Consider the following 25704-nt stretch of genomic DNA (forward strand, 5'->3'; position numbering starts at 1 on the left):
GCGAAGTCGGGGCGTTGCGGCGACACGGCCATTGCGCCGCAACATTGCCGCGTCGCGTCAGATGAAACGTCAGCTAACGAATCTTGCTCCTGAGCGATCGTTGGCGCGCGCGACACGTCGACACGGCATTTTTCGGGCCTGTTTTCGCGATAGATGCGTGCATGAATGTATGCGCATTCCGTCGCAAAAAACACGGTCTAAACGACGCACGGCAATCCGATTGATTCGCTGCTTGATGTCCGGATTTCCTCCGCTCGCTCAGACTCAAGCTCCCACGATAATCAGATGGCCTGAGCAATTTCGGCGAAAGATGGAAGCGCCGGCGAGCTTGCTTTGTCCCCACTCGCTTCGCCGCTTTGCGCTTCATCAATCCGGCTTGAAAACCGGTGGCCGATGCTGCACCATCGATGGTCCGGTCCCTTTTTTGTGAGCGAGGTGAGCAATGCAGCTGATTGGCATGATGGATTCCCCGTACGTGCGTCGCGTGGCGATTTCGCTGCACGTCCTCGGGCTGTCGTTCGAGCACCAGAGCGTGTCGGTGTTCCGGCACTACGACGCGTTCGCGAAGATCAATCCGGTCGTCAAGGCGCCGACATTCATCGACGACGACGGCACGATGCTGATCGACTCCACGCTGATTCTCGATTTCCTCGATCACAAGGTCCCGGCGGCGCGCCGTCTGATGCCGGAGGAGACGCAGGAGCGCACGTTCGCGCTGCGCGTGAACGGTTTCGCGCTGGCGGCGATGGAAAAGACCGTGCAGCAGGTGTACGAGCGGCAGTTGCGCCCCGAGGATCGGCAGCACGAGCCGTGGTTCGAGCGGGTCAACGCGCAGATGCATGCGGCGTACGCCGAACTGGAGCGCCTCGTGAGCGGGCGCGAGGGCTGGCTGTGCGCGGGCCGGATCACGCAGGCGGACATCACGGCGGCGGTGGCGTGGCGTTTCACGCAGCACATCCTGCCGGGCACGGCCGATCCGGCGCGCTATCCGGCGCTGGCCGCGCTGTCGCGGCGCGCCGAGGCCTTGCCGGAGTTCGTCGCGACGCCGCTGGAGTGAGTGCGCTGGCGCGAGGAACCAGGACGCAAGCAGCAGGGCAGCGTTCGGCGCACAACCCCGTGCGGCGCGCCCCTGCGACGATTGTTCGCGATTGACGACAAGTGACTTCGCGTCCAGCCCATTTATCGGCGGACGCTACATTCCTAGAATGGCTTCCATGGAATCGCCGCTGCGTCATGCAGACGCGGCGGCCACAGCGGGAGCCGTCATGAAATCCTTTATCGAACGACAACTGTATCAGCCAGCACTGGTCCTGCCGATGGTGGACCTCATGCAGCTGATGGTGTCGCTCGACTTCAACATGAGCCAGGTCGGCATCATGGTCGCCACGCGCGGCGCACGCGCTGCGGTGCTGCGTTCGCGCGAACTCTGGTGCGCTAGCCGCGGCTGCGAGCGCGTGCACTAAGGCCCGTGCTTTTTTGTTTCCCCCCCGACGCGCAGCGGCATCGCCCGTTTGCTGTTGTGGCGTCACCCTGTGAGCCGCCTCATGTTCCGAGGCGGCTCTTTTTTTCGCCGATTTCCGTGAGTTCTGTGTGAAGCGCCGTCGGCCGCGCTCGCGCGGCGCGTGCGCAGCGCGGCGTAAGATGGCGCGAGCGCGGCATGCGCCGTGCGCGACCTGGACCCTTCACACGAAGCACACGAAGGAGAGCGGCATGGCACAGCGATTCGATGCGATCGTGATCGGCACCGGGCAAAGCGGTCCGCCGCTGGCGGTGCGTCTCGGCGCGAGCGGGCGCAAGACGGCGATCATCGAGCGTGCGCAGTTCGGCGGCACGTGCGTGAACGCCGGTTGCACGCCGACGAAGGCCTGGGTGGCCTGCGCGCGCGCGGCCCATGTGGCGCGGCACGCCGGCGAGTACGGCGTTCGCATCGGCAATGGCGCGCTCGGCGCGCATCGCGACGATGTCAGCGTCGATCTCGCTTTTATCAAGGCGCGCAAGGACGCGATCATCGGCGCGTCGCGCGACGGCGTGGAGCACTGGCTGCGTAACGCTCAAAACGTCACCGTGCTGCAAGGACATGCGCGTTTCACCGGGCCGCATTCGCTGAGCGTGACGTCCGCGAACGGCGAGTCCGACTCGCTCGAAGCCGACGAAATCTTCATCAACACCGGCACGCGCGCCGCCGTGCCGCCTGTGCCCGGACTCGACCGCATCTGGTACGAAACCAACTCCGGCATCCTCGACCTCACCGAATTGCCCGCGCATCTCGCGATCTGCGGCGGCAGCTACGTGGCGCTCGAATTCGCGCAGATGTTCCGCCGCTTCGGCAGCCAGGTCACGGTGCTGGTGCGCGGCGAGCGCATTCTCGCGCGCGAGGACGACGACGTCGCCAAAGCCGTGCACGACGTGCTCGCGCGCGAAGGCGTGGTGTTCCGCTTCGGCGCTGCGCCGAAAAGCGTGGCGCCGCTCGGCGCGACGCCCGCCGACGGCATCCGCATCGAGCTCGGCGACGACACGTTCGACGTCTCGCATCTGCTGTTCGCGACCGGCCGTATTCCGAATACCGACGATCTCGGTCTCGACGCCGCGGGCATCCAGCGCGACGCGCACGGCATCATCGCGGTCGACGGCCAGTTGCGCACCAACGTCGACGGCGTGTGGGCGCTCGGCGACGTGAACGGGCGCGGCGCGTTCACGCACACCTCATACGACGATTACCAGATCGTCGCGGCGAATCTGCTCGACGGCGCGCATCGCAGCGTCGATACGCGCATTCCGGCCTACGCCGTGTTCGTCGATCCGCCGCTCGCGCGCGTGGGCGCAAGTGAGCGCGAGGTCCGCGCAACGAAGCGGCCTGCCTTGATCGCGACGATGCCGATGTCGCGTGTCGGGCGTGCGCGCGAGCGCGGCGAGACCGCGGGTTTCATGAAGGCGCTCGTCGATGCGCACACGCACAAGATTCTCGGCGCGAGCCTCTTCGGCATCGAGGGCGACGAGGCGATTCACTGCTTCATCGACATCATGACCGCCGACGCGCCCTATACGACGCTGCAATACGCAATGCACATCCATCCCACGGTCAGCGAACTCGTGCCCACGCTGCTCGACGGACTGAGGCCGCTCGAATGAACGACAGTACGGCGCGGCCGCGTGGCGGCAAGACCGGCAACCTCTTTTCGGCGATCGACGTCTATGCGGGCGACGAGCGTTTCGACACGCTGCTCAAGCGCGACGGCGTGCTGATCGAGCGCATCGTCTCGACGGGGCAGACGAGTCCCGAGGGCTTCTGGTACGACGATCCGCGCGAGGAATGGGTGGTGTTGCTCGCGGGCGCGGCGGCGCTGGAATTCGAGGCGCAGGGGAGCGTGCGGCACGGCATGCTGCCCGGCGACTATGTGCATATTCCGCCGCATTGCCGGCATCGCGTGGCGTGGACCGATCCGGCGCTGCCGACGGTCTGGCTCGCGGTGTATTTCGATACGCGTGCCGAGGTTAGCGCCGAAGCGAGCGACGAAGTGCATAACGACAGCCACGCGGCTGCGCAAACCTCCACGAACGGGTAAGGTGCGGGTGTTCCGCCACTCGACTACGTTTCCATGTCACGCCAGACGCCGCTGCGCATCGCGCTCGTTTCCGACACGCACAATCTGCTGCGCCCCGAATTGCTGAGCTTCGTCGACGGCTGCGATGCCATCGTGCACGCAGGCGACATCTGCGAGCCGGGCGTGCTGGAGACGCTCGCACGCATCGCGCCGCTGACCGCCGTGCGCGGCAACAACGATCGCGGTGAGTGGGCCGAGGCGCTGCCGGTGCAGACGCGGCTGGAGAGCGGCGGGATCGCGATTGCGGTCGTGCACGAATTGCCCGATCTGCGCGGCGATCCGCGCGCGGACGGCGTGGCGATCGTCGTGAGCGGGCACTCGCACAAGCCCGCGCTCGATACGCGCGACGGCGTGATCTACGTGAATCCGGGCAGCGCGGGACCGCGCCGTTTCAGCTTGCCGATCTCGGCCGCGATGCTGACGATCGATGCCGGCGGCGCGCCGCGCATCGAGCACGCACGGCTGATCGAATGAAGCACGCCGGGCGCGCATCGCACGAACGCCAGACGCAAAAAAGGCCAGCGCAAAGCTGGCCTTTTTCATGGCGTCGCCGATTCGGGAACCGGCGTATCCGTGTGTGACTTACACGCGCGCGGGCATGGCCGTCGCGTAGTCGTCGTCCATCTCGCGGGCGAGACGCACGCCGCGCAGCACCGCATGCGCTTCTGCCTTGGTGCCGACGCTCGGCGCCGAGCCCGGCAGCGGACGGCGCGCCGTTTCGTGCAGCGCCAGCACCGAGACGATACCGACGACCGCCGCGCCCATCAGATAGTACGCGGGCATCATGAGGTTCTGCGTGTGCTCGACGAGCCAGGCGGCGACCAGCGGCGTCGTGCCGCCAAACAGCGAGACCGAGACGTTGAAGCCGATGGCGAGCGCGCCGTAGCGGATCGCGGTCGGGAACAGCGCGGGCAGCGCCGAGGGCATCACGCCCGTGAAGCACGACAGCAGCGTGCCGAGAATCATCAGACCGAGGAACACCGGCACGACCGCGCCCGTCTGGATCAGCGTGAGCGACGGAATCGCCAGCACGATCAGACCCACACAGCCCGCGAGCATCACCGGCTTGCGGCCGATGGCGTCCGAGAGGCGGCCGAACGCGATCGTGAGGGGCACCATCAGCACCATCACGGCGAGCACGAGGAAAAGACCGTGCGTTTCGTTGAAGTGCAGCGTCGCCGACAGATAGCTCGGCAGATACGAGAGCGCCATGTAGTCGGTCACGTTGAAGATCAGCACGAGGCCCACGCACAGCAGGAAGGGGCGCAGATGCTGGGTCAGCAGCGAGTGGAGCGTGAGCTTCGGACGCGCGGTTTCTTCGGCTTCGCGCAGTTCGGCTTCACGCTTGAACGCCGGCGTTTCTTCGAGCTTGGTCCGGATGTACAGGCCCACGATCCCGAGCGGACCCGCGATCATGAACGGCACGCGCCAGCCCCAGTCGAGCAGTTGCTGATGCGAGAGCAGGGCGGTCAGCACGGCGACCGTGCCCGCGCCGAACACGTAGCCCACCATCGTGCCGCATTCGAGGAAGCTGCCCATGAAGCCGCGGCGCTTGTCGGTGGCGAATTCGGCGATGAAGGTCGCCGCGCCGCCGTACTCGCCGCCGGTCGAGAAACCTTGCACGAGACGCGCAACCAGCAGCAGCACGGGCGCCGCGATGCCGATCGAGTGGTACGACGGAATCAGGCCGATGGCGAAAGTGCCGCAGGCCATCATGATCATCGTCATCGCGAGTACGCGCTGGCGGCCGATACGGTCGCCGAGCGGGCCGAACACCATGCCGCCGATCGGGCGCACGAGGAACGCGGCCGCGAACGTGCCGAAGGTGGCGATCAGTTGGGCCGACGGGCTGCTCGACGGGAAGAACACCTGGCCGAGCGTGACGGCGATGTAGCTGTAGACGCCGAAGTCGAACCATTCCATGGCATTGCCAAGGGCCATGGCGCCGACGGCGCGTTTGAGGAGGCTGTTGTCGACGATCGTGATGTCGTCGAGGGTAAGGTCGGACTGGGCCGACGCGCCGGAAGTGGAAGCGGTCAAGGTCTGCATCTCCAATGACTGCGACGAACTCCAGGAGAGCTCGCCACGGTTGCCGGAGAGTGCCGTTTCGCGATAGCGGCAGCCGTTCGTGCGCGGCGCGCGATGCGCATGGGCTCGCCTGGGGCGAAACCGGGCCTGGCCGGACGCACGATGAGCGTGATCCGGCGGCGCACGAAAGTGCATGCTGAAGTGTCGCGAAACGACACTCGATCGAATTGTGATTAAGCTTGGCGCCTGCGTGGCCGTAGAGGGGGGCAGGACGCTTGAGGACACTGGGCTGTCACGGAGTGTGACTGCAAAGTGCCGCTGAACGAAAAAGAATCACCGCGTGGCGGCGCGTTCTTTTTGTGCGAGCGCATTCAGCTGAAAAGGCGTTTTCGGGCGCCGGACTGAATGCAATTGATGGCTAATGCCTGTTGAACGAAGCGACATGATAGCACGATAACGGAAGATCGTGCAAACCGGCCCGTCAGTCGGGGCGCCGGGGAGGCGCGCCAGCCCTTATGCGGCAAGGGATTCCGGCGATTTCGCGGTGCAGCAAAAAACGTCGGTCGCGATGACGAATGGCATAAAACGCGCGTAAAAAAACCGCGCACGAGGCGCGGTTTTTGCAGGGCTTTCCACGGTGTCGATCAGCAAAGGGCCGGATCGGCGCGCGGATGGGCGGACAATCAGCCTTGCGTCGGCGGCACGAAGCCTGACGCCTGATCGGCGCCTTCGCCGAAGAAGTACTTTTCGGTCTGCTTCATCAGGTACTGGCGCGCGCGCGGATCGGCCATGTTCAGGCGGTTCTCGTTGATCAGCATGGTCTGCTGCTTGAGCCAGCCCTGCCAGGCTTCCTTCGACACGCTTTCATAGATGCGCTTGCCGAGTTCGCCCGGCAGCGGCGGAAAATCGAGACCCTCGGCTTCCTTGCCGAGCTTCGCGCATTGAATCATACGGGCCATGCTGTGCTTCTCCTGTAGTCGTATGGGGATGGGCGGCGCGCTCAGAGCTGTTTCATCAGCACGAGCGACTTGCGCTGCCAGTTATAGAGGCGGCGGCGGTCTTCGGGCAGGTCGTCGACCGTGGCCTTGACGAAGCCGCGCTTGAGGAACCAGTGTTCCGTGCGCGTGGTGAGCACGAAGATGCGCGTGAGGCCGCGCGCGCGGGCGCGCTGCTCGATGCGGCGCAAGAGGCGCTCGCCGTCGCCGGAACCTTGCGCTTCGGGCGAGACGGTGAGGCACGCCATTTCGCCGATGCGTTCCTGCGAGTACGCGTACAGCGCGGCGCAGCCGAACAGCACGCCATCGTGCTCGATCACCGAGAAATGGTCGATGTCGCGTTCGATCTGGTGACGGCCGCGGCGCACCAGCGTGCCGTCGCTTTCGAGCGGCTCGATCAGCGTGAGAATGCCGCCGACGTCGTCGGGCGTGGCCTCGCGCAGACTTTCCAGATTCTCGTACGAGATCATGGTGCCGACGCCGTCGTGCAGGAACAGTTCGAGCAGCAGGCCGCCGTCGAGCGCGTAGGGAATGATGTGCGCGCGGCCGACGCCGCCGCGGCAGGCGCGAATCGAGTGCTTCAGATAGAAGCCCGCGTCGCCGAGCACGGTGCCGCCTTCCTGGAGCCGGTAGGCGTCGTCGAGCGACATTTCGCGGATCAGCCCGCCTTCCTCGTCGATGAGACCCTGCGTCTCCGTGAGGAACACGATCTTGTCGGCGCGCAGCGCGATGGCCGCCGCCGACGCGACGTCTTCCATCGACAGATTGAACGCCTCGCCCGTGGGCGAGAAGCCGAGCGGCGAAAGCAGCACGAGCTTGCGGCTCGCGAGCGAATGGCGGATCGAGTCGGCGTCGATCTTGCGGACCACGCCGGTATGCTGGAAGTCGACGCCGTCGAGAATGCCGACCGGGCGCGCGGTGACGAAGTTGCCCGACACGACGCTGATGTGCGCGTGCGCCATCGGCGTGTTCGGCAGACCCTGGCTGATCGCGGCCTCGATGTCGAGACGCACTTCGCCGGCCGCTTCCTTCGCGGATTCGAGCGCGCGGGCATTCGTGATGCGCATGCCGTGCGAGAACTCCGACTCCACGCCGTGCAGGCTCATCTGCTCTTCGACCTGCGGGCGCGAACCGTGCACGAGCACGATCTGGATGCCCATGGCCTGGAGCAGCGCGATGTCGGCGACGAGCGCGTTGAGCAGGTTCTGGTGCACGACTTCGCCGCCGAATCCGACGACGAAAGTCTTGCCCTGGAATGCGTGGATGTAGGGCGCGACCGATCGCATCCAGTCGACGAACTGCGCGTGCTGCGCCACCTGCTGCGCGGCTTGCTGGGACGCGGGGTCCGAGGCGGCGGCGGCGGCCGGCGCGCCTTGGGTGGCGGGGACGAGGTCGGTTTGGGAATTCATGCCCGGGATTATAATGCGCCCCCATGTCGAATGTACCCAAAAGACCTGCCTCGGGGCAGGGCAGCAACACCCCTTCCGGCGATGACGCCGCGCACGGCGGCGCGCGGGAAAAGCGCGGCGCGCAGAAGTACGGCGGCGCGCAGGGCGATACGCAGAAACCGGCGTCGCTGGACCGGCTCGCCGCGCTGATGGGCAGCGGCGCGCTCGGTGGCGCGCGCGTGCAGGATCAGCGTGGGAAACAGGCGCCCGCCGCGAAGCCGGCCGATGCGCAGCCGCCGCGTGAAACACGGAGTGAAAAGAATGTGGCGCCGGTGGTGCCGCATGCGCCGGATCTGCCGGACGCGCCTGCCGTGAAAACGCAGACGCCGGTGACGGCGCAAAAAACGTCGCCGGTTGCTCGGGCCGCTTCTCAAGCCGCTTCTCAAGCCGCTTCTCAATCAGTTCCGCAGCCCGTTTCGCCGCAAACATCGCAGAAAACGCCGCAGAAAACGCCGCAGAAAGCCGATGCGCCTGCGCAAGCGCCGCGCGAGGATCGCCAGGCGCCTCGCGCGCCCGCGCGTGATCAATCTCGGCGAGCGCCGCAAGGCGAGTCGCGGACGGACGAAGCGCGCAACGCGGCGCATAAGCCGCCGCGTGCGCCGCAGTCGGGCGAGGCTTCGCGCGGCGGCGATCGTCAGCCGCGCGATCAACGTGAACCCCGCGAACCCCGCGAACCCCGCGAACCCCGCGCCGAGCGCACGGAAACCCCGCGTGACCCGCAAGCCGCCGCTCAGCGCAAGCCGGCCAACGCCGCGCGTCCGGCCAAACCGCAAACCGAGCGCCCGCAGACGGCCCGCGAAGACCGCCCGCCGCGTCCCGAAGGCGAGCGCAAGGAGCGCCGCGAACGCGCGCCGCGCGCGAACGTCACGCCGAATCCGATCCCGCCGATCACCTTTCCCGAGGCGCTGCCGGTCTCCGGCCGCCGCGAGGAAATCGCACGCGCGATCGCGAACAATCAGGTCGTGATCGTCAGCGGCGAAACCGGTTCGGGCAAGACCACGCAGTTGCCGAAGATCGCGCTGTCGCTCGGGCGCGGTCTCGGCGCGGGCGGCTCCGGCCTGATCGGCCACACGCAGCCGCGCCGGATCGCGGCGTCGGCGACCGGTCGGCGTATCGCCGAGGAGCTGGGCACGCCGTTCGGCGAAGTGGTCGGCTACAAGGTGCGCTTCACGGACAATCTGGCGGCGGGCGCGTCGGTCAAGCTGATGACCGACGGCATTCTGCTCGCCGAGACCCAGACCGATCCGCTGCTCAAGGCCTACGACACGATCATCATCGACGAGGCGCACGAACGCAGCCTCAACATCGACTTCCTGCTCGGCTATCTGAAGGAAATCCTGCCGCGCCGGCCCGATCTCAAGCTGATCGTGACCTCGGCGACCATCGACGCGGATCGTTTCGCGCGCCATTTCGGCAGCGACGAAAAGCCCGCGCCGGTGATCGAGGTGAGCGGGCGTCTGTATCCGGTCGAAGTGCGCTATCGCCCGGTGCAGGAAGACAGTCCGGCCGTGAAGAACGCACAGGGCGCGCCCGCGAAGAAATCGCAGCGCGACACCGACCGCGATCTGATGGACGCGATCGTCGACGCCGTCGACGAACTCTGCCGCGAAGGCTCGGGCGACGTGCTCGTGTTCCTGCCCGGCGAGCGCGAGATTCGCGACGCCGCCGAAGCGCTGCGCAAGCATCATCCGCCGCACACGGAAATCCTGCCGCTGTTCGCGCGGCTCTCGGCGCAGGAACAGGAGCGCGTGTTCAAGGCGTCGAACGCGCGCCGCATCGTGCTCGCGACCAACGTGGCCGAAACCTCGCTGACGGTGCCTGGCATCCGCTACGTGGTGGACACGGGCCTCGCGCGCGTGAAGCGCTATTCGTACCGCAACAAGGTCGAGCAGTTGCAGATCGAGTCGATCTCGCAGGCCGCCGCGAATCAGCGCGCGGGCCGTTGCGGGCGCGTCGCCGACGGCGTGTGCATCCGGCTTTACGAAGAGTCCGATTTCGTCGCGCGGCCGCGTTTTTCCGATCCGGAAATTCTGCGCTCGTCGCTGGCGGCCGTGATTCTGCGCATGAAGTCGCTGCATCTCACGGCGATCGAAACCTTCCCGTTCATCGAGCCGCCGCCGGGCCGCGCGATCGCGGACGGCTATCAGCTGCTCAACGAACTCGGCGCGGTCGACGACGACAACGCGCTGACCACGCTCGGCCGCGAGCTGTCGCGTCTGCCGCTCGATCCGCGCGTCGGCCGCATGATTCTGGCCGCGCGCGACGAACAATCGCTGCGCGAAGTGCTGGTGATCGCGAGCGCGCTGTCGGTGCAGGACCCGCGCGACCGGCCGATCGAAGCGCAGGAGCAGGCCGATCAGGCGCATCGTCGTTTCGCCGACGAGCGCTCCGAATTCCTCCAGTGGCTCAAGATCTGGACGTGGTTCGAAGACGCCGTCGCGCACAAGAAGTCGAACAGGCAGCTCGTCGATGCGTGCCGCGCGAACTTCCTTTCGCATCTGCGTCTGCGCGAATGGCGCGACGTGCATTCGCAACTGCTCACGGTCGTGCGCGAGCACGGCTGGCGCATCAACCAGTCCGACGCGACCTACGAGCAAATCCATCATGCGCTGCTGACGGGCTTGCTCGGCAACATCGGTCTCAAGGCCGACGACGAACCGCATTACCTCGGCGCGCGCAGCATCAAGTTCCATCTGTGGCCCGGTTCGGCGCTCGTGAAGAAAGCGGGGCGCTGGGTCGTGGCGGCGGAACTCGTCGAAACGAGCCGTCTGTACGCGCGCTGCATCGCGAAGATCGAGCCCGAATGGCTCGAAAAAGTGGGCGCGCATCTGCTCAAGAAGTCGCTCTCCGAGCCGCATTGGGAGAAGCGCGCGGCGCAGGTCAGCGCGTTCGAGCGCGGCGTGCTGTACGGCTTGCCGGTGTATCAGCGACGCCGCGTGGCGTTCGGCAAGCAGGACCCGGCGCGCGCGCGCGAGTTGTTCATTCGCGGCGCGCTGGTCGAGGGCGAGTTCGACACAAAGCTGCCGTTCTTCGCGCACAACCGCAAACTGCTCGCCGACATCGAGCAACTCGAACACAAGTCGCGCCGCCAGGACGTGCTCGTCGACGACGAACTGATCTTCGGTTTCTACGATCAGGCGATTCCCGAGGGCATGTATTCGGGCGCGTCGTTCGAGCGCTGGTATCGCGACGAAGTGAAAAAGAGCGGCCAGTCCGAGGACAAGCTGCGGCTGCTGTATCTCTCTCGCGACGACCTGATGCGTCACGAAGCGGCGGGCGTGACGACCGATCTGTTCCCGAAGCGCATGACGATGTCGGGCGTGGCGATGGCGCTCACGTATCACTTCGAGCCGGGCTCGCCGCGTGACGGCGTGACGCTCGCGGTGCCGCTCTACGCGCTCAATCAGGTCGATGCGCGCCGCTGCGAATGGCTCGTGCCGGGCATGCTCAAGGAGAAGGCGCAACTGCTGCTGAAGTCCTTGCCGCAGAAGCTGCGCCGCCATTGCGTGCCGCTGCCCGAGTACGCGGCCGGTTTCGCCGATCGCGTGAGTGGCGAGCGCTTCGGCGCGGGCGGGCTGCTGGAGGCGCTGATCATCGACGTGCGGGAGCAGAAACAGCTCCAGCTGAAGTCCGCGGATTTCAAGCTGGAGACGCTGCCCGCGCATCTGTTCATGAACTTCAAGGTGATCGACGAGCACGGTCGCCAGCTCGCGATGGGCCGCAATCTCGCGCAGTTGCGCGCGGAACTCGGCGCGCAGGCGCAGCAGCAGTTCCAGAAGCTGGCGAGCGCGACCGCGCTGGCGGCGCTGGAAACGCACGCGCAGGGCGCGAAGGACGCGAAGGATGCAAGCGGCGGCGCTGCCGCCGGCGCAGTGCCGAACGCGAGCGCGCCGAAGAAGGCCAACGCGCCTCACACGCCCGCTTCGAGCGACGCGTCGCCCGCCACGGCGCTCTACGAAAACCTCACGACCTGGAATTTCGGCAAGTTGCCCGAACTGCTGGAAATCCGCCGGGGCGGCCAGACGCTGTTCGGCTATCCGGCGCTCGTCGACCGCGCCACGCATTGCGACGTGGAAGTGTTCGATTCGCCCGAGGAAGCGGCGCGGATTCATCGTGCCGGTCTGCGTCGTCTGTTCGCGCTGCAGTTGCGCGAGCCGATCCGCTATCTGGAGAGGAATCTGCCGGGTCTGCGCGAAATGGCGATGCAGTTCATGGCGCGCGCCACGCAGGAGGAATTGCGCGATCAGCTTGTCGAACTCGCGCTCGATCGCGCCTGCCTGCAAGATCCGCTCCCCGACGACGAAGCGAGTTTTCATGCCCGCAAGGACGAAGGGCGCGGACGGCTTTCGCTGCTCGCGCAGGAAATCGCGCGGCTCGTCGGGCAGATTCTGGCGGAATTCGCGTCGGTGTCGAAGAAGCTCGTGGCGGCGATGGCGTTCGGCGCGCCGGCCGCCGACATGCAGGCGCAGCTCGACGCGCTCATCGGCAAGCGCTTCATTCTGGAGACGCCGTACGCGCAGCTCGTGCATTTCCCGCGCTATCTGAAGGGCATCGCGCTACGCATCGACAAGCTGCGTGCCGATCCCGCCCGCGACGCGCGCCAGGCTTCGGAATTCCAGCCGCTCGCGCAGCAGTACCAGCGCGCGCTCTCGCAACGCGGCGGCGTGTTCGACGCGCGCCTCGCGGAGTTCCGCTGGCTGCTCGAAGAACTGCGGATTTCGCTCTTCGCACAGGAATTGCGCACGCCGATGCCGGTCTCCGTGAAGCGCCTGTACAAAGTGTGGGAATCGATGCAGCGATGAGGCCGATCGCGTAGTCGTCACGCTGATTTTTGCGGGCCATAACAATCATGACAATCGGCCCGCAAAGGCAGAAGAAAAAGACGAAAAAGGCGGGAGCGGGGCGCGAAATTTCGCGCCCCGTTGTATTTCATGGGCCCTACGTCAACCTTGCGAAGCGGTAAGCGTTCTACAATCACGGATCTGCCTGGGAACGACTCTTCATGCGTAAAAACGAATTCCGCCGTGCCGCCGGTCGCTTTGCCAAACGCGCCGCCGTGTTTGCCTCCTCCGCGCTGGTCGGCGCCGCGCTGGCCACGGCCATGCCGAGTATCGCGCACGCGAACAACATCATCGTGCTGAACTCCGGCGAAGCCACGCTGAGCCTCATCGACGACAAGACGCACGAAGTCGTCGGCACCGTGCCCACGGGCAAGGAGCCGCATCACCTGTTTCCCACGCCCGACAATACCTCGCTGATCGTCGCGAATTCGGTGTCCAACAATCTGCTGTTCGTCGACCCGAAAACCGGCAAGGCGCAGCGCTGGATCGAGAACATCGAAGACCCGTATCAGCTCGGTTTCTCGCCGGACAACAAATGGTTCGTGACCACCGGCCTGCGTCTCGACCGCCTCGACATCTATCACTACGGCGGCGCCGGTAATTTCACGGTCGCGAAGCGCCTGCCGCTCTCGGCCATGCCCAGCCACCTCGCGTTCACGAAGGACAGCAATATCGTGTTCGTCTCGCTGCAGGTGTCGGGCGAGATCGCGGCCGTCGACCTGCCCACGCAGAAAGTGCTCTGGAAGATGAAAGTGGGCGCCGCGCCGGCCGGCCTGTGGCTCACGCCCGGCGACAAATACCTGCTCGTCGGCATGACCGGCGCCGACTACGTCGCGGTCGTCGACTGGCGCAACCAGAAGGTCATCAAGACGATTCAGGTGGGCAAGGCGGCGCACAACTTCCGCTCGATGGTGGACGGTCGTCACGTGCTGGTGTCGAGCCGCGTCTCGAACGTCATCAGCATTCTCGACGAGGAGTCGCTGGAGAAAGTGGGCGAGATCAACGGCCTGCTGCCCGGACCGGACGACATGGAGCTCACTGCCGACAAGCGCTATCTGTGGGTCACGTTCCGTTTCGCGAAGCGCATCGGTCTGATCGACATGCAGACGAAAAAGCTCATCAAGACGATTGCCGTGGGCCGCTCGCCGCACGGTATCTACTTCTTCGACCGCGCGCCGGTCATGTCGCCGAACGGCGCGTGACAACCGGCGGACTCTGCTAGCGTTTGCCCATGCTCGCGTTGCTGAATTCCGGCATTCAATCGCTCGCGTCCGGCGCCGACGACTGCGTGTCGTGGCTCCAGACGCTGGTCTACGTGAACGTTCTCCAGCCGTTGCTGTTCCGCTTCGGTCTGATGAACGTGGACGAAGACGCATTCGACGCGCTCTATTGGGTGATCGTCGGCGTGCTGGAAGTGGGCGTGATGTACGCGCTGCTGCGTCCGCTCGAAGCGCTGATGCCCGCGGAAAAATGGCAGGACCGCAAGGGCGTGGGCGTGGACGCCGTCTACACGTGGATCACGCGGCTCGGCATTCTCAATCTGCTGTTCTTCTTCGCGATGCAGCCGGTGTTCGACCGCGCGCAGGGCTGGCTGCGTCTGCATGGCGTGATGAGCGTCGATATCGACAATCTCTGGCCCGGCGTGACGACGCAGCCCATCGTGGCGTTCGCGATCTATCTGATCGTGCTCGACTTCTTCGGCTACTGGTATCACCGGCTCTCGCATCGCTACGGCATCTGGTGGGAGCTGCACGCCGTGCATCACAGCCAGCGCCGGATGTCGTTCTGGTGCGATAACCGCAACCATCTGCTCGACGTGCTGATGCAGTCGTGCATGTTCGCCGCCATCGCGCTCGTGATTGGCGTGCCGCCCGCGCAGTTCGTGGTGCTCGTCGCGCTCACGAACTTCGTGCAGAACGTCCAGCACGCCAATATCCGCGCGCATTTCGGCTGGCTCGGCGAGCGGCTGATCGTGAGTCCGCGCTTTCATCGCCGCCATCACGCCATCGGCTATGGCCACGAAGGCACCACCTACGGCTGCAACTTCGGCGTGCTGTTTCCGTGGTGGGACATGCTGTTCGGCAGTGCGTCGTTCAATCGCGAACTCGAACCCACGGGCATTCGCGACCAGCTCGAAGGCGTGCGCTACGGCGAGGGATTCTGGGCGCAGCAGGGGCTGGCGTTCGGGCGCATCGCGCGCCGGCTTGGCGCACGCGGGCGCAACAAGGCCGCCGCCCGCGACGATACTTCCGTTGCCTGAGCGCTTCGCGCCGCCTTCCGGCGCTGCGCTTCATGACTTCTTGACGAAAGCGCTACGCTCCGCGTGCCTGCGCCGCGCCTGCGCGCGTTTCGCCCGAGCGGCGCGCCGTGGTTTATGCTGTCGTTTTGTCGCAGTGACGCCACCGGTTTCGTGACGCTTCCCCGTCTCTCCGCTACTTTCCCGCTCGCATGAACGACTTGCTGCGCTCGCTTGGCCGCGCGCTTTCCGGCGTGTTCCATCCCGCCATGCTGCTCCTGACCATCGTGCCGTTCCTCGTGGCGGCGGGGGCGTGGGGCGTCGTGCTCTATATCTTCTGGCAGCCGCTCATCGACGCGGTGCGGATCACGTTCGAAAACTGGCCGGCGATGTCCTGGCTCTATCACGTCTTCGACGCGCTCGGTTTCGGCGCGCTGCGCAGCATGATCGGGCCGTTCGTGGTCATCATCCTGTCGATTCCGCTCATCGTCATCACGGTGTTGCTGCTGATCGTCGCCGTGGCGATGCCGCGTGTCATTCGCCATCTCACGGCTCGGCAGTATGCCGGCCTGGAGCCGCGGCGCGGCGGCAGCTGGTTCGGCAGCATGGCGCATTCGCTCTGGACCACGCTGCTGTGCATCGTGTTGCTGATCGTGACGCTGCCGTTCTGGTTCATTCCGCCGTTCTGCGTGCTCGTGCCGCCGCTGCTGTGGGGCTGGCTCACGTATCGCGTGATGACTTACGACGCGCTGGCGCTGCACGCAAGCGCCGAGGAACGCCGCGAGATTGTGCGCCGCCATCGTCTGCCGCTGCTGGCGATCGGCGTGGCGAGCGGTCTGCTCGGCTCACTGCCGACGGCGATCTGGGTCGCGTCCGCTTGGCTCGTGCTGCTTTTCCCGGTGGTGGCCGCGCTGACCATCTGGATCTACGCTTTCATTCTGGTGTTCACGGCGCTCTGGTTCGGTCATTACTGCCTGCGCGCGCTGCAGCGCCTGCGTCACGAAGAGACGCAGCATAGCGGGCACGACATCACCATCGTCCACTGAACTCCTTCATCTCATTTCCTCGACGAGGCAACTCATGGCATTTGGCGTCATCATCATCGGCGACGAGATTCTGTCCGGCCGTCGCACCGACAAGCATCTGCCGAAGGTCATCGAACTGCTCGGCGCGCGCGGCCTCGCGCTCGACTGGGCCGAATACGTCGGCGACGATCCGGCGCGCATCACGGCCACGCTCAAGCGGTCGTTCGAATCGGGCGATATCGTGTTTTCCACGGGCGGCATCGGCGCGACGCCCGACGACCACACGCGCCAGTGCGCGGCGGCCGCGCTGGGCCTGCCGCTCGCGCTGCACCCTGACGCCGAGGCGGCGATCAGCGAGCGTATCCGCGACATGCACACGGGCGCCGATCCGATCGATTTCGCGTCGCCGGAGAATCTGCATCGCTTCCAGATGGGCACCTTCCCGCAGGGCTGCGAGATCATTCCGAACGGCTACAACAAGATTCCGGGCTTTTCGATTCGCGAGCACTATTTCGTGCCGGGCTTTCCGGTGATGGCGTGGCCGATGATCGAGTGGGTGCTCGATACGAAATACGCGCATCTGCATCATCAGACGCCGCATGCGGAGAAGTCGCTGCTGGTGTTCGAGTTGCCGGAATCGACGATCACGCCGCTGATGGAGCGTATCGAGCACGATTTTCCGGGCGTGCGCGTGTTCAGCCTGCCGAGCGTGGGCGACACGGAGCGCGGCGGCATTTACGCGCGTCGGCACATCGATCTGGGTGTGAAGGGCGAGCCCGAGGCGGTGGCGGCGGCGTTCGTGAAGCTGCGCGAGGGTGTGCACCAGCTGGGCGGCGATGTCGTGGAGCCGCCCGAGGCGGGCGAGGACGCGCCGGATCGCGAGCGTCGCAGCGGTCCGCGCGCCGGGTTCTGAGTTTGCGAGGTGCTCGAAGCGCTTGAGGCGCTTGAGGCGCTTGAAGGGCACGCCAACCGCATCATCGGCGTGTCACATGGGGCGCTCAGAGTGGCCCGCTGGACGGACGCCGCGCGTGCGGGCCGGTCGGGCGGGCGGTTTGAGTCGGGACGAATCAGGCGCCGAGCCAGGGCAGGCCGCGGAAGCACCATCCCGTGACCGACTTGCGATGGCCTTCGGCGTTCTTGTCGCCTTCGAAGCCTTCGAGCAGGTCGTAGGCGTGCGTGAAGCCGGCTTTGGCCGCTTCGATGGCCGCGAGCTTCGAGCGGGCCGCGCTGCGGCAGAGGAACAGCACGGGCGCGTCGGTGTCGCTGACGGCGCTCTTGAGCTGGGCGATGAAGTCGGTGTTCGGCACGCCGCCTGGGTAGCGCGTCCATTCGACGTGGGCATACTGGCCGTCGCCGATCACGGGGCGGCCCACCCAGTCGAGTTCGGCGCGCGTGCGCACGTCGACGAGCCGGGTACGCGGATCGAGTTGCAGAAGCTCGAACGCCTCGGCGGGCGACAGTGCGCCGGCGTAGGGCAACTGGTTCTCGACGCGGCGCTGGTCGGCCTGGGCGTGCAATTGTTCGAGCGTACTCATGACAGCGGATCTCCTCAGATGCGTGATCGGTCCAAAGAATCATTCTAGCGCGCTGCATGAGTGCGGGAACCCCGCATTGCGGGGCATACTCGCGCAACGACGGCGCGCGCATGACCGCTTGCGGGGCGGCGTCATCGCGATGCCGGCAGGGCGCAGGCGGTCCGCTCGCGCGGCCGCAAGGTTTTTGCGCAACCTTGGTGCAAGAATGCCGTTATGCACCATAATGAAGTGAGTTTCACGCGCCAAATTCGGGATCGCACGGAGTTGGTGCATGAAGGCGCCCCGGTCGTCGAGCCTGCTCGCCGACGAGGCGCGGGTTTTTCGTCCAGGTGCGCGTCGGCATTGGGTTTGTGCCAGGCTGGCGCTTACTTGGCACGGAAGCTGCTTTATCTGTCGCGATCGTTCGCAGCCGGTCTGCGCAAGCGGGCCGGGCAGCAACCGGCGACTAACAAGGATTGGGACGGCGGCAGCGTTCGCCGAAATCGTTAATCAGGAGAATAGGTTATGAGTAAATCCGTGGCCGACGTCATGCAACTCGTCAAGGACGAAGACGTCAAGTTTGTCGACTTCCGCTTTACCGACACGCGCGGCAAGGAGCAACACGTCTCGGTTCCGCTGTCGCACTTCGACGAAGACAAGTTCGAGTCGGGTCATGCATTTGACGGTTCGTCGATCGCCGGCTGGAAGGGCATCGAAGCCTCGGACATGCTGCTCGTTCCGGATGCGAACACGGCCTTCATCGACCCGTTCTACGAAGAGTCGACGCTGGTTCTGACCTGCGACGTGGTCGAGCCGGCTGACGGCAAGGGCTACGAGCGCGACCCGCGCTCGCTCGCCAAGCGCGCTGAAGCGTACCTGAAGAGCACGGGCCTCGGCGACACGGCCTTCTTCGGTCCGGAACCCGAATTCTTCATTTTCGACTCGGTCCAGTGGAACACGGACATGTCGGGCTCGTTCGTCAAGATCGGCTCGGAAGAAGCACCGTGGTCGTCGAGCAAGGAATTCGAAGGCGGCAACACGGGTCACCGTCCGGGCGTCAAGGGCGGCTACTTCCCGGTCGCGCCGGTCGACACGTTCCAGGACATCCGTTCGGAAATGTGTCTGCTGCTCGAACAGATCGGCATCCCGGTCGAAGTGCACCACCACGAAGTCGCTGGCCAGGGCCAGAACGAAATCGGCACGAAGTTCTCGACGCTGGTTCAGCGCGCGGACTGGACGCAGCAGATGAAGTACATCATCCATAACGTGGCGCACACGTATGGCAAGACGGCGACGTTCATGCCGAAGCCGATCGTTGGCGACAACGGTTCGGGCATGCACGTTCACCAGTCGATCTGGAAGGACGGCCAGAACCTGTTCGCAGGCAACGGCTACGCAGGTCTGTCGGAATTCGCGCTGTTCTACATCGGCGGCATCATCAAGCACGCTCGCGCGCTGAACGCCATCACGAACCCGTCGACGAACTCGTACAAGCGTCTGGTTCCGCACTTCGAAGCACCGGTCAAGCTGGCTTACTCGGCACGCAACCGTTCGGCGTCGATCCGTATTCCGCACGTCTCGAACCCGAAGGGTCGCCGTATCGAAACGCGCTTCCCGGACCCGATGGCCAACCCGTACCTGTGCTTCTCGGCACTGATGATGGCAGGTCTGGACGGCGTGCAGAACAAGATCCATCCGGGCGAAGCCGCCGACAAGAACCTGTACGACCTGCCGCCGGAAGAGGATGCAAAGATCCCGACCGTTTGCGCCGGCCTCGACCAGGCTCTGGAAGCGCTTGACAAGGATCGCGAGTTCCTGACGCGCGGTGGTGTGTTCACGGATTCGATGATCGACGCCTACCTCGCACTGAAGGAAGGCGAACTGCAACGCGTGCGTATGACGACGCACCCGGTCGAGTTCGAACTGTACTACTCGCTGTAAAGCGCGCTGTAATCGACGATGGCGCTTCGCTCGCAATCGCGCAGCGAAGTGTCCATCCGACATCGGCGATCGGTCACGAAGGGACGGCGGTGCCGTCCCTTTTTCGTTGGTCCGCTCGCCGCGTTGCCGTCACTCAACGACAGGGACAGGGAGCCGGTGCGCCGCGTGGCGGCCGGCCATGCAAGATGGTGCTCAAGAATCTGATCAAGGCAAGAAAGGGCCACGCCGAGCCGCTTTCGGACGACGCGCCGCTCGTCGAGTCGGGTCTCTTGCCCGGCTTCGAGGCGCTGCCCACCGTCGTGCTCGTGCTCGACAAGCGCAGCCTGCGCGTGGCGTTCGCGAACCCCTCGGCCGAGGCGATGCTCGATCTGTCGCGCCGGCAGCTTTCGCAGATGGTGTGGTCCGATCTGTTCTCGAATGCCGACGAACTGCTCGAAACCATCGCGTCGATTGCCGCACACCGCTTTCACGCGACGCGGCTCGACGCCTCGCTCGAACGGCCGGGCCGTGAATCGCTGCATGTGCATGCGATCGTCGGCTTTCTGGAGAGCGCGCCTGACTACGTGCTGCTCGAACTGTTCGAGAACGAGCGGCATATCCGCACCGACCGCGAGGAGCGCATTCACGACCTCGCGACGGTCAACAAGCATCTGATCCGCAATCTCGCGCACGAAATCAAGAATCCGCTCGGCGGGATTCGCGGCGCGGCGCAGCTGCTCGAATTCGAACTCGGCACGCTCGAGCGTGGCGAGTTGCGCGAGTACACGCAGGTGGTCATCAAGGAGTCGGACCGTCTGCAGACGCTCGTCGACCGGCTGCTCGAACCGCATCGTCATCCGCACATCGTCGGCGACGTGAATATTCACGAAGTCTGCGAGCGCGTGCGCGCCGTGATACTCGCGGAGTTTCCGCGCGGCCTCACGATCGAGCGCGATTACGACGTGAGCGTGCCCGACCTGCGCGGCGACAAGGAGCAACTGATTCAGGCGCTCCTCAACATCGTGCGCAACGCGGCGCAGGCGCTGCGCGAACGCATTTCGCAGGGCGACGCGCGCATCGAATTGCGCACGCGCATCGCCCGCAAGATCACGATTTCAAAACGCCTGTGCAAGCTGGCATTGGACTTGCATATCATCGACAACGGCCCCGGCATTCCCGAGGATATTCGCGACCGCATCTTCTATCCGCTCGTCTCCGGACGCGAGGATGGCAGCGGTCTCGGCCTCACGCTCGCGCAGACTTTCGTGCAACAGCACGACGGCCTGATCGAAGTGGAAAGCCGGCCCGGTCATACCGAGTTTCAGATTTTGCTGCCGCTCGACAACTGATCTCACGACCCGCAAGCCACCAAGACTTCTGACCGACCTTATGAAGCCGATCTGGATAGTTGACGACGACCAATCGATTCGCTGGGTGCTCGAAAAAGCACTCGCACGCGAAAATTTCGCAACCCGCAGCTTCTCGAACGTGCGCGAAGCCGCGAGCGCGCTCGACCACGACAGCCCGCAGGTGCTCGTCTCCGATATCCGCATGCCAGGCGGCTCGGGGCTCGAACTCCTGCAGACCGTGCGCGAGCGTCTGCCGGGACTGCCCGTCATCATCATGACGGCGTTCTCCGACCTCGACAGCGCGGTGGCCGCGTTCCAGGGCGGTGCATTCGAATATCTCGCCAAGCCCTTCGACGTCGACAAGGCCGTCGAGCTGATTCGCCGCGCCGTTGACGAAAGCATGCGCGGTGAACAGCAGTGGGACGACCGTCCCGCCGAAGCGCCCGAGATGCTGGGCCAGGCGCCCGCGATGCAGGACATGTTCCGCGCAATCGGCCGTCTTTCGCACTCGGCGGCGACCGTGCTCATCACGGGCGAGTCGGGCACCGGAAAGGAGCTTGTCGCGCGCGCCTTGCACCGACATAGCCCACGCGCGAACGGTCCGTTCATCGCGCTGAACACCGCGGCCATTCCGAAAGATCTTCTGGAATCCGAATTGTTCGGCCACGAGCGCGGCGCGTTTACGGGTGCGCAGGCGATGCGCCAGGGCCGCTTCGAGCAAGCCGAGAACGGCACGCTGTTTCTCGATGAAATCGGCGACATGCCCTTCGATCTGCAAACGCGTCTGCTGCGTGTGCTCTCGGATGGCCAGTTCTATCGCGTGGGCGGTCACAATCCGCTGCGTGCCAACGTGCGCGTGATTGCGGCCACGCACCAGAATCTCGAAACGCGCGTGCGTCAGGGTTTGTTCCGCGAGGATTTGTATCACCGCCTCAACGTGATCCGCCTGCGTCTGCCGGCGCTGCGCGAGCGCAGCGAGGATATCCCGCTGCTCACGCGTCACTTCCTGCAAAAGAGCGCGCGCGAACTGGGCGTGGAACCCAAGCGCGTGTCGGACGAAGCGCTCGCGTATATGTCGTCGCTGCCGTTTCAGGGCAACGTGCGCCAGCTCGAGAATCTCGCGAACTGGCTCACGGTGATGGCGCCCGCGCAGACCATCGAAATCAAGGATCTGCCGCCGGATCTGCTGCCGTCGCATATCGCGGCGGGCGAGGGCGCGGCGGGTTCGGGCGAACTGGCCAGCGCCGGCGCGGTCGCATACGATGGCGCGGCGGCGGGCGCCGGTGCCGTGGGCGGCGTGCCGGGCGCGGCGAGCGTGCCGGGATTCGGCGGCGCGGCTGGCGCAGCGGTGGGCGGTTTCTCCGCGGCGAACGGCGTCGCCGCTGCGGCGGCGCTCGCGGTGAGCGTGTGGGAAAGCGGCCTGCGCACGGAGGTCGCGCGCCTGCTGCGCGAAAACAGCGCCGACGTCATGGACGAACTCTCGCGCCGTTTCGAAGCGGCCGTGATCCGCGAGGCGCTGGACTTCACGCGCGGTCGCAAGGTCGAGGCTGCCGAGCGCCTCGGCATCGGCCGCAACACCATCACGCGCAAGATCCAGGAATTGAATCTGGAATAAGCAGGGCACGGTGCATCGGCTCCAGGCGGGCCGATGCACCGTACGCGTGCCGGCTCACGCGCTGGGGCATAATCGACGCTGGTTTCTTGCAGACGATCGAACATGCCCGTGATTTCTCCCTGGCCCGCCGAGGCCGATCCCTTTCTCTCCCTCGAATCGCTCGACGACCCCGCCGCCATGACGTGGGTCGAGGCGCAGAACGCGCGCACGCGTGCTGCGTGGCAGGGCGGCGCGCGCTTCGACGCGCTGGAGAAGCGCCTCGCGCAAGCCTATCTGCCGCGCGAACGGCCGGTGATTCCGAGCCGCTGGCTCGAATGGGCCTACGATCTCTGGGAAGACGAGGACAATCCGAAGGGCCTGTGGCGCCGCGCGAAATGGGCCGACTGGCGCGCGCATCAACCGGTGTGGGAAACGCTGCTCGACTTCGATGCGCTCGGCGCGGCTGAAGGCATGCCGTGGGTCTGCGCGGGCATCGACATTCTGTATCCCGATGGCGACCGCGCGCTGATCCAGCTTTCCGATGGCGGCGCCGACGCCGTCACGGTGCGCGAGTTCGATCTCGAACGGCGCGTGTTCGTCGATGGCGGTTTCTGCATCGAGAAGGAAGGCAAGCACACGATTTCGTGGATCGATCGCGACACGGTTTACGTCGGCTGGGATCACGGCAAGAAGACGCTCACGCGCTCGGGTTATCCGCGCGAGGTGCGGCGCTGGACGCGCGGCACGCGCCTCGTCGATGCGCCCGTGGTGTTTCGTGGCGAGTTCGACGACATCAGCGTCGAGGGCGACTACGATCCGGTCGAGCAACGCCACGACGTGGTGCGCGCGGTCGACTTCTTCGATTCCCATACCTATCGCCTGGATGAGCGCGGCGAATGGCAACTCTATGACGTGCCTGCGCACGTGGCCGTGGGCGCGTGGCATGGCTGGCTCATGCTCGAACCGCGTCTCGACTGGACGATCGGCGCGCACACGTATGCGGGCGGTTCGCTGCTCGCGATCCGCGAGGACGCGTTCGTGGCCGGCGAGCGCACGTTCACGCCGCTCTTTACGCCGACGCCCGTGACGTCCGCATGCGACTGGACCAATACGAAAAACGTCTTGATCGTGTCCTGGCTCGACGACGTGCAAAGCCGCACGATGCTCTGGCAGCCGATCGAGCACGAAGGCGCGTGGACGTGGCATTCGCGCCGCTTTCCGGGCCGCGCGAGTTCGCAGGTCGATGTCTCGCCGATCGAGGACACGCTCAACGATGAAGTGTTCGTCGACGTCGACGACTATCTGCTGCCGCCTGAATACTGGCTCGCCGATCTCGCGCAGCAGGATCTGCAGAACTGGGAATTGCTCGACCGCTGGCCCACGCAATTCGACGCCGGGCCGTTCACGGTGATCCGCTCGCACGCCCGCTCGGCCGACGGCACGATGGTGCCGTTCACGGTCGTCGGTCCGCGCGCCGCGCTCGAAGGCGACGCCCGCAAGCCGCTGCCGTGTCTGCTGACGGGTTACGGCGGGTTTTCGATCGCGCTGACGCCGCAGTATCTCGTGGGCTCGGGCATCGGCTGGCTGGAGCAGGGCGGCATCGTCGCGATCGCGCATATCCGCGGCGGCGGCGAATACGGCACGGCGTGGCACGTACAGGCGCAGCGCGAGCATCGGCAGCGTTCGTTCGACGACTTCATCGCCGTCTCGCAGGCGCTGGTGTCGCAAGGCCATACGAGCGCGCCGCAACTCGGCATCAAGGGCGGCAGCAACGGCGGGCTGCTGGTCGGCGCGTGCATGGTGCAGCGGCCCGAGCTGTTCGGCGCGGTGGTCTGCGAAGTGCCGCTGCTCGACATGGAGCGTTATCCGCTGCTGCATGCGGGCGCATCGTGGATGGACGAATACGGCGATCCCGAGGATGCCGAAGAAGGCGCCGCGCTCGCGGCGTACTCGCCGTATCAACGCGTGAAGCCGGGCATTGCGTATCCGCCGGTGCTGTTCACGACCTCGACGAGCGACGATCGCGTGCATCCCGCGCACGCGCGCAAGATGGTCGCGCGCATGCAGGAGCAGGGGCACGCGAACGTCTGGTATCTGGAGAACACGGAAGGCGGCCACGGGCCGGGCAGCGATTCGCTGGAACGCGCGCAGTACGATGCGCTCGTTTATCGCTTCCTCTGGACCACGCTCGGCGGGACGTGGTGAAAGATCAGCGTGAGGCGCGTGCGCGCCTCACGTTCGCCGCGCGCTTGAGTGTTCGCGCGCGGCTATTCGGCGCGCTCAGGCCGCGAGCGTGACTTCGGCGATGACCGGCGTGTGGTCGGACGGCTGCTCCCATTTGCGCGGCACCTTGTCGACTTCGCACGCGATGAGCGTGGTCGCGAGCGCGGGCGAAAGCAGAATGTGGTCGATGCGCAAGCCCGCGTTGCGACGGAACGCGAACATGCGGTAATCCCACCACGTAAAGAGTTTTTCCGGCTGCTCGAACTGGCGGAACGCATCGACGAAACCGAGCGCGATGAGCCGCTGGAACTGCGCGCGCTCCTCGGGCGAGACGAGATTCTGGCCTTCCCACGCTTTCGGGTCGTGCACGTCGCGGTCTTCGGGCGCGATGTTGTAGTCGCCGAGCAGCGCGAGCTTCGGATACTGCTGCATTTCTGCGGCGAGCCAGTCGTGCATCGCGTTGAGCCAGTCGAGCTTGTACGCGAATTTTTCGCTGCCCGGCGCCTGACCGTTCGGGAAATACGCGCACACGATGCGCGTGCCTTCGACCGTCACGGCAACCACGCGCTGCTGCGGATCTTCGAAGCCGGGAATATTGCGCACGACGCTGCTTTCGTCGACGTTCAGGCCGTCGCGCACGAGAATGGCCACGCCGTTATAGGTCTTCTGGCCGGTGAACCAGCTGCGATAACCCTGCGCTTCGAGTTCGGCGCGCGGGTATTTATCGTCGGTGAGCTTCAGTTCCTGAAGACAGAGCACGTCGACCTTGCTCTCGCCGAGCCAGTCGATAACGTGCTGCAAGCGGACCTTCAGGGAATTGACGTTCCAGGTGGCGATTTTCATGAGTTGCTGAACAGGTAATGAGCGCGGTGAAGCAGGCGCGACAAATCGGGCCGGCGGCCGCGCGTGCGTCAAGCGAAAGGACGCGC

Annotated in this window: 19 protein-coding genes; 14 read left to right on the forward strand and 5 right to left on the reverse strand. The window is 65.6% G+C overall.

All coding sequences use genetic code 11. The features are described 5' to 3' along the window. Window positions 1-442: 442 nt before the first annotated feature. From BMY06_RS17735 to BMY06_RS17755, 5 genes are all read left to right on the forward strand, one after another. On the forward strand, window positions 443-1057 hold the full coding sequence (locus tag BMY06_RS17735) for a glutathione S-transferase family protein (protein WP_065060305.1): 615 nt from the start codon (window positions 443-445) through the stop codon (window positions 1055-1057). A gap of 208 nt (window positions 1058-1265) precedes the next feature. Further along, window positions 1266-1463 carry a hypothetical protein gene (locus tag BMY06_RS17740; protein ID WP_065060376.1) on the forward strand — a complete coding sequence of 66 codons (198 nt, stop codon included), beginning with the start codon at window positions 1266-1268 and terminating at the stop codon, window positions 1461-1463. A 247-nt stretch (window positions 1464-1710) separates the two neighbouring features. Continuing rightward, complete coding sequence (locus BMY06_RS17745; RefSeq protein ID WP_074984391.1) at window positions 1711-3129, forward strand: FAD-containing oxidoreductase; 1419 nt, start codon at window positions 1711-1713, stop codon at window positions 3127-3129. After that, complete coding sequence (locus BMY06_RS17750) at window positions 3126-3563, forward strand: cupin domain-containing protein (protein WP_074984392.1); 438 nt, start codon at window positions 3126-3128, stop codon at window positions 3561-3563. The genes BMY06_RS17745 and BMY06_RS17750 overlap by 4 nt, the downstream gene beginning before the upstream one ends. Window positions 3564-3596: 33 nt before the next feature. Beyond that, entirely contained in the window at window positions 3597-4076 is a 480-nt protein-coding gene (locus BMY06_RS17755) for a metallophosphoesterase family protein (protein ID WP_074984394.1), read from the forward strand. Window positions 4077-4184: 108 nt separating this feature from the next. On the opposite strand, the gene proP is transcribed toward BMY06_RS17755, so the two are convergent. The 3 genes from proP to argA form a co-directional block, all read right to left on the reverse strand. After that, complete coding sequence (gene proP / locus BMY06_RS17760) at window positions 4185-5642, reverse strand: glycine betaine/L-proline transporter ProP (RefSeq protein ID WP_065060374.1); 1458 nt, start codon at window positions 5640-5642, stop codon at window positions 4185-4187. A gap of 671 nt (window positions 5643-6313) precedes the next feature. Next, the gene (locus tag BMY06_RS17765) at window positions 6314-6589 is read right to left on the reverse strand and encodes an oxidative damage protection protein (protein WP_065060302.1); all 276 of its coding nucleotides are present in this window, start codon (window positions 6587-6589) and stop codon (window positions 6314-6316) included. Between the two features lie 41 nt (window positions 6590-6630). Continuing rightward, window positions 6631-8034 (reverse strand): amino-acid N-acetyltransferase, encoded by a 1404-nt coding sequence (gene argA, locus BMY06_RS17770; RefSeq protein ID WP_065060301.1) that lies wholly within the window; start codon window positions 8032-8034, stop codon window positions 6631-6633. 23 nt (window positions 8035-8057) lie between these two features. Between argA and hrpA the strand changes: the two genes are divergently transcribed. The 5 genes from hrpA to BMY06_RS17795 all read left to right on the forward strand — a co-directional run bounded on the left by hrpA (window position 8058) and on the right by BMY06_RS17795 (window position 17088). Beyond that, window positions 8058-12875, forward strand: coding sequence for an ATP-dependent RNA helicase HrpA (gene hrpA / locus BMY06_RS17775; RefSeq protein ID WP_244144391.1), 4818 nt, complete (start codon window positions 8058-8060; stop codon window positions 12873-12875). A 200-nt stretch (window positions 12876-13075) separates the two neighbouring features. Beyond that, window positions 13076-14116: a YVTN family beta-propeller repeat protein gene (locus BMY06_RS17780; protein WP_065060300.1), complete on the forward strand. Its 1041-nt coding sequence runs from the start codon at window positions 13076-13078 to the stop codon at window positions 14114-14116. A 29-nt stretch (window positions 14117-14145) separates the two neighbouring features. Further along, window positions 14146-15174 carry a sterol desaturase family protein gene (locus BMY06_RS17785; protein WP_074984396.1) on the forward strand — a complete coding sequence of 343 codons (1029 nt, stop codon included), beginning with the start codon at window positions 14146-14148 and terminating at the stop codon, window positions 15172-15174. A 188-nt stretch (window positions 15175-15362) separates the two neighbouring features. Next, complete coding sequence (locus BMY06_RS17790) at window positions 15363-16196, forward strand: EI24 domain-containing protein (protein ID WP_065060298.1); 834 nt, start codon at window positions 15363-15365, stop codon at window positions 16194-16196. 34 nt (window positions 16197-16230) lie between these two features. Next, window positions 16231-17088, forward strand: coding sequence for a competence/damage-inducible protein A (locus BMY06_RS17795; protein WP_074984397.1), 858 nt, complete (start codon window positions 16231-16233; stop codon window positions 17086-17088). A gap of 154 nt (window positions 17089-17242) precedes the next feature. Here the strand turns inward: BMY06_RS17795 and BMY06_RS17800 are convergent, their stop codons facing one another. Then, window positions 17243-17710 carry a rhodanese-like domain-containing protein gene (locus BMY06_RS17800; RefSeq protein ID WP_065060296.1) on the reverse strand — a complete coding sequence of 156 codons (468 nt, stop codon included), beginning with the start codon at window positions 17708-17710 and terminating at the stop codon, window positions 17243-17245. Between the two features lie 504 nt (window positions 17711-18214). On the opposite strand from BMY06_RS17800, the gene glnA reads away from it, so the two are divergent. The 4 genes from glnA (at window position 18215) to BMY06_RS17820 (ending at window position 24757) form a co-directional block, all read left to right on the forward strand. Then, the gene (gene glnA / locus BMY06_RS17805) at window positions 18215-19630 is read left to right on the forward strand and encodes a type I glutamate--ammonia ligase (protein WP_065060295.1); all 1416 of its coding nucleotides are present in this window, start codon (window positions 18215-18217) and stop codon (window positions 19628-19630) included. Between the two features lie 185 nt (window positions 19631-19815). After that, window positions 19816-20958, forward strand: coding sequence for a nitrogen regulation protein NR(II) (gene glnL, locus BMY06_RS17810; RefSeq protein WP_065060294.1), 1143 nt, complete (start codon window positions 19816-19818; stop codon window positions 20956-20958). A 40-nt stretch (window positions 20959-20998) separates the two neighbouring features. Further along, window positions 20999-22573, forward strand: a complete 1575-nt coding sequence (gene ntrC, locus BMY06_RS17815; RefSeq protein WP_065060293.1) for a nitrogen regulation protein NR(I) — start codon at window positions 20999-21001, stop codon at window positions 22571-22573. A 102-nt stretch (window positions 22574-22675) separates the two neighbouring features. Beyond that, the gene (locus tag BMY06_RS17820) at window positions 22676-24757 is read left to right on the forward strand and encodes a prolyl oligopeptidase family serine peptidase (RefSeq protein ID WP_074984399.1); all 2082 of its coding nucleotides are present in this window, start codon (window positions 22676-22678) and stop codon (window positions 24755-24757) included. A 75-nt stretch (window positions 24758-24832) separates the two neighbouring features. Here BMY06_RS17820 and xth read toward each other — a convergent pair whose 3' ends face one another. After that, complete coding sequence (gene xth / locus BMY06_RS17825; RefSeq protein WP_065060291.1) at window positions 24833-25618, reverse strand: exodeoxyribonuclease III; 786 nt, start codon at window positions 25616-25618, stop codon at window positions 24833-24835. Window positions 25619-25704: the final 86 nt, after the last annotated feature.

Source organism: Paraburkholderia tropica (genome assembly GCF_900109265.1).
In the GTDB taxonomy this organism is placed as follows: Bacteria; Pseudomonadota; Gammaproteobacteria; order Burkholderiales; family Burkholderiaceae; genus Paraburkholderia; species Paraburkholderia tropica.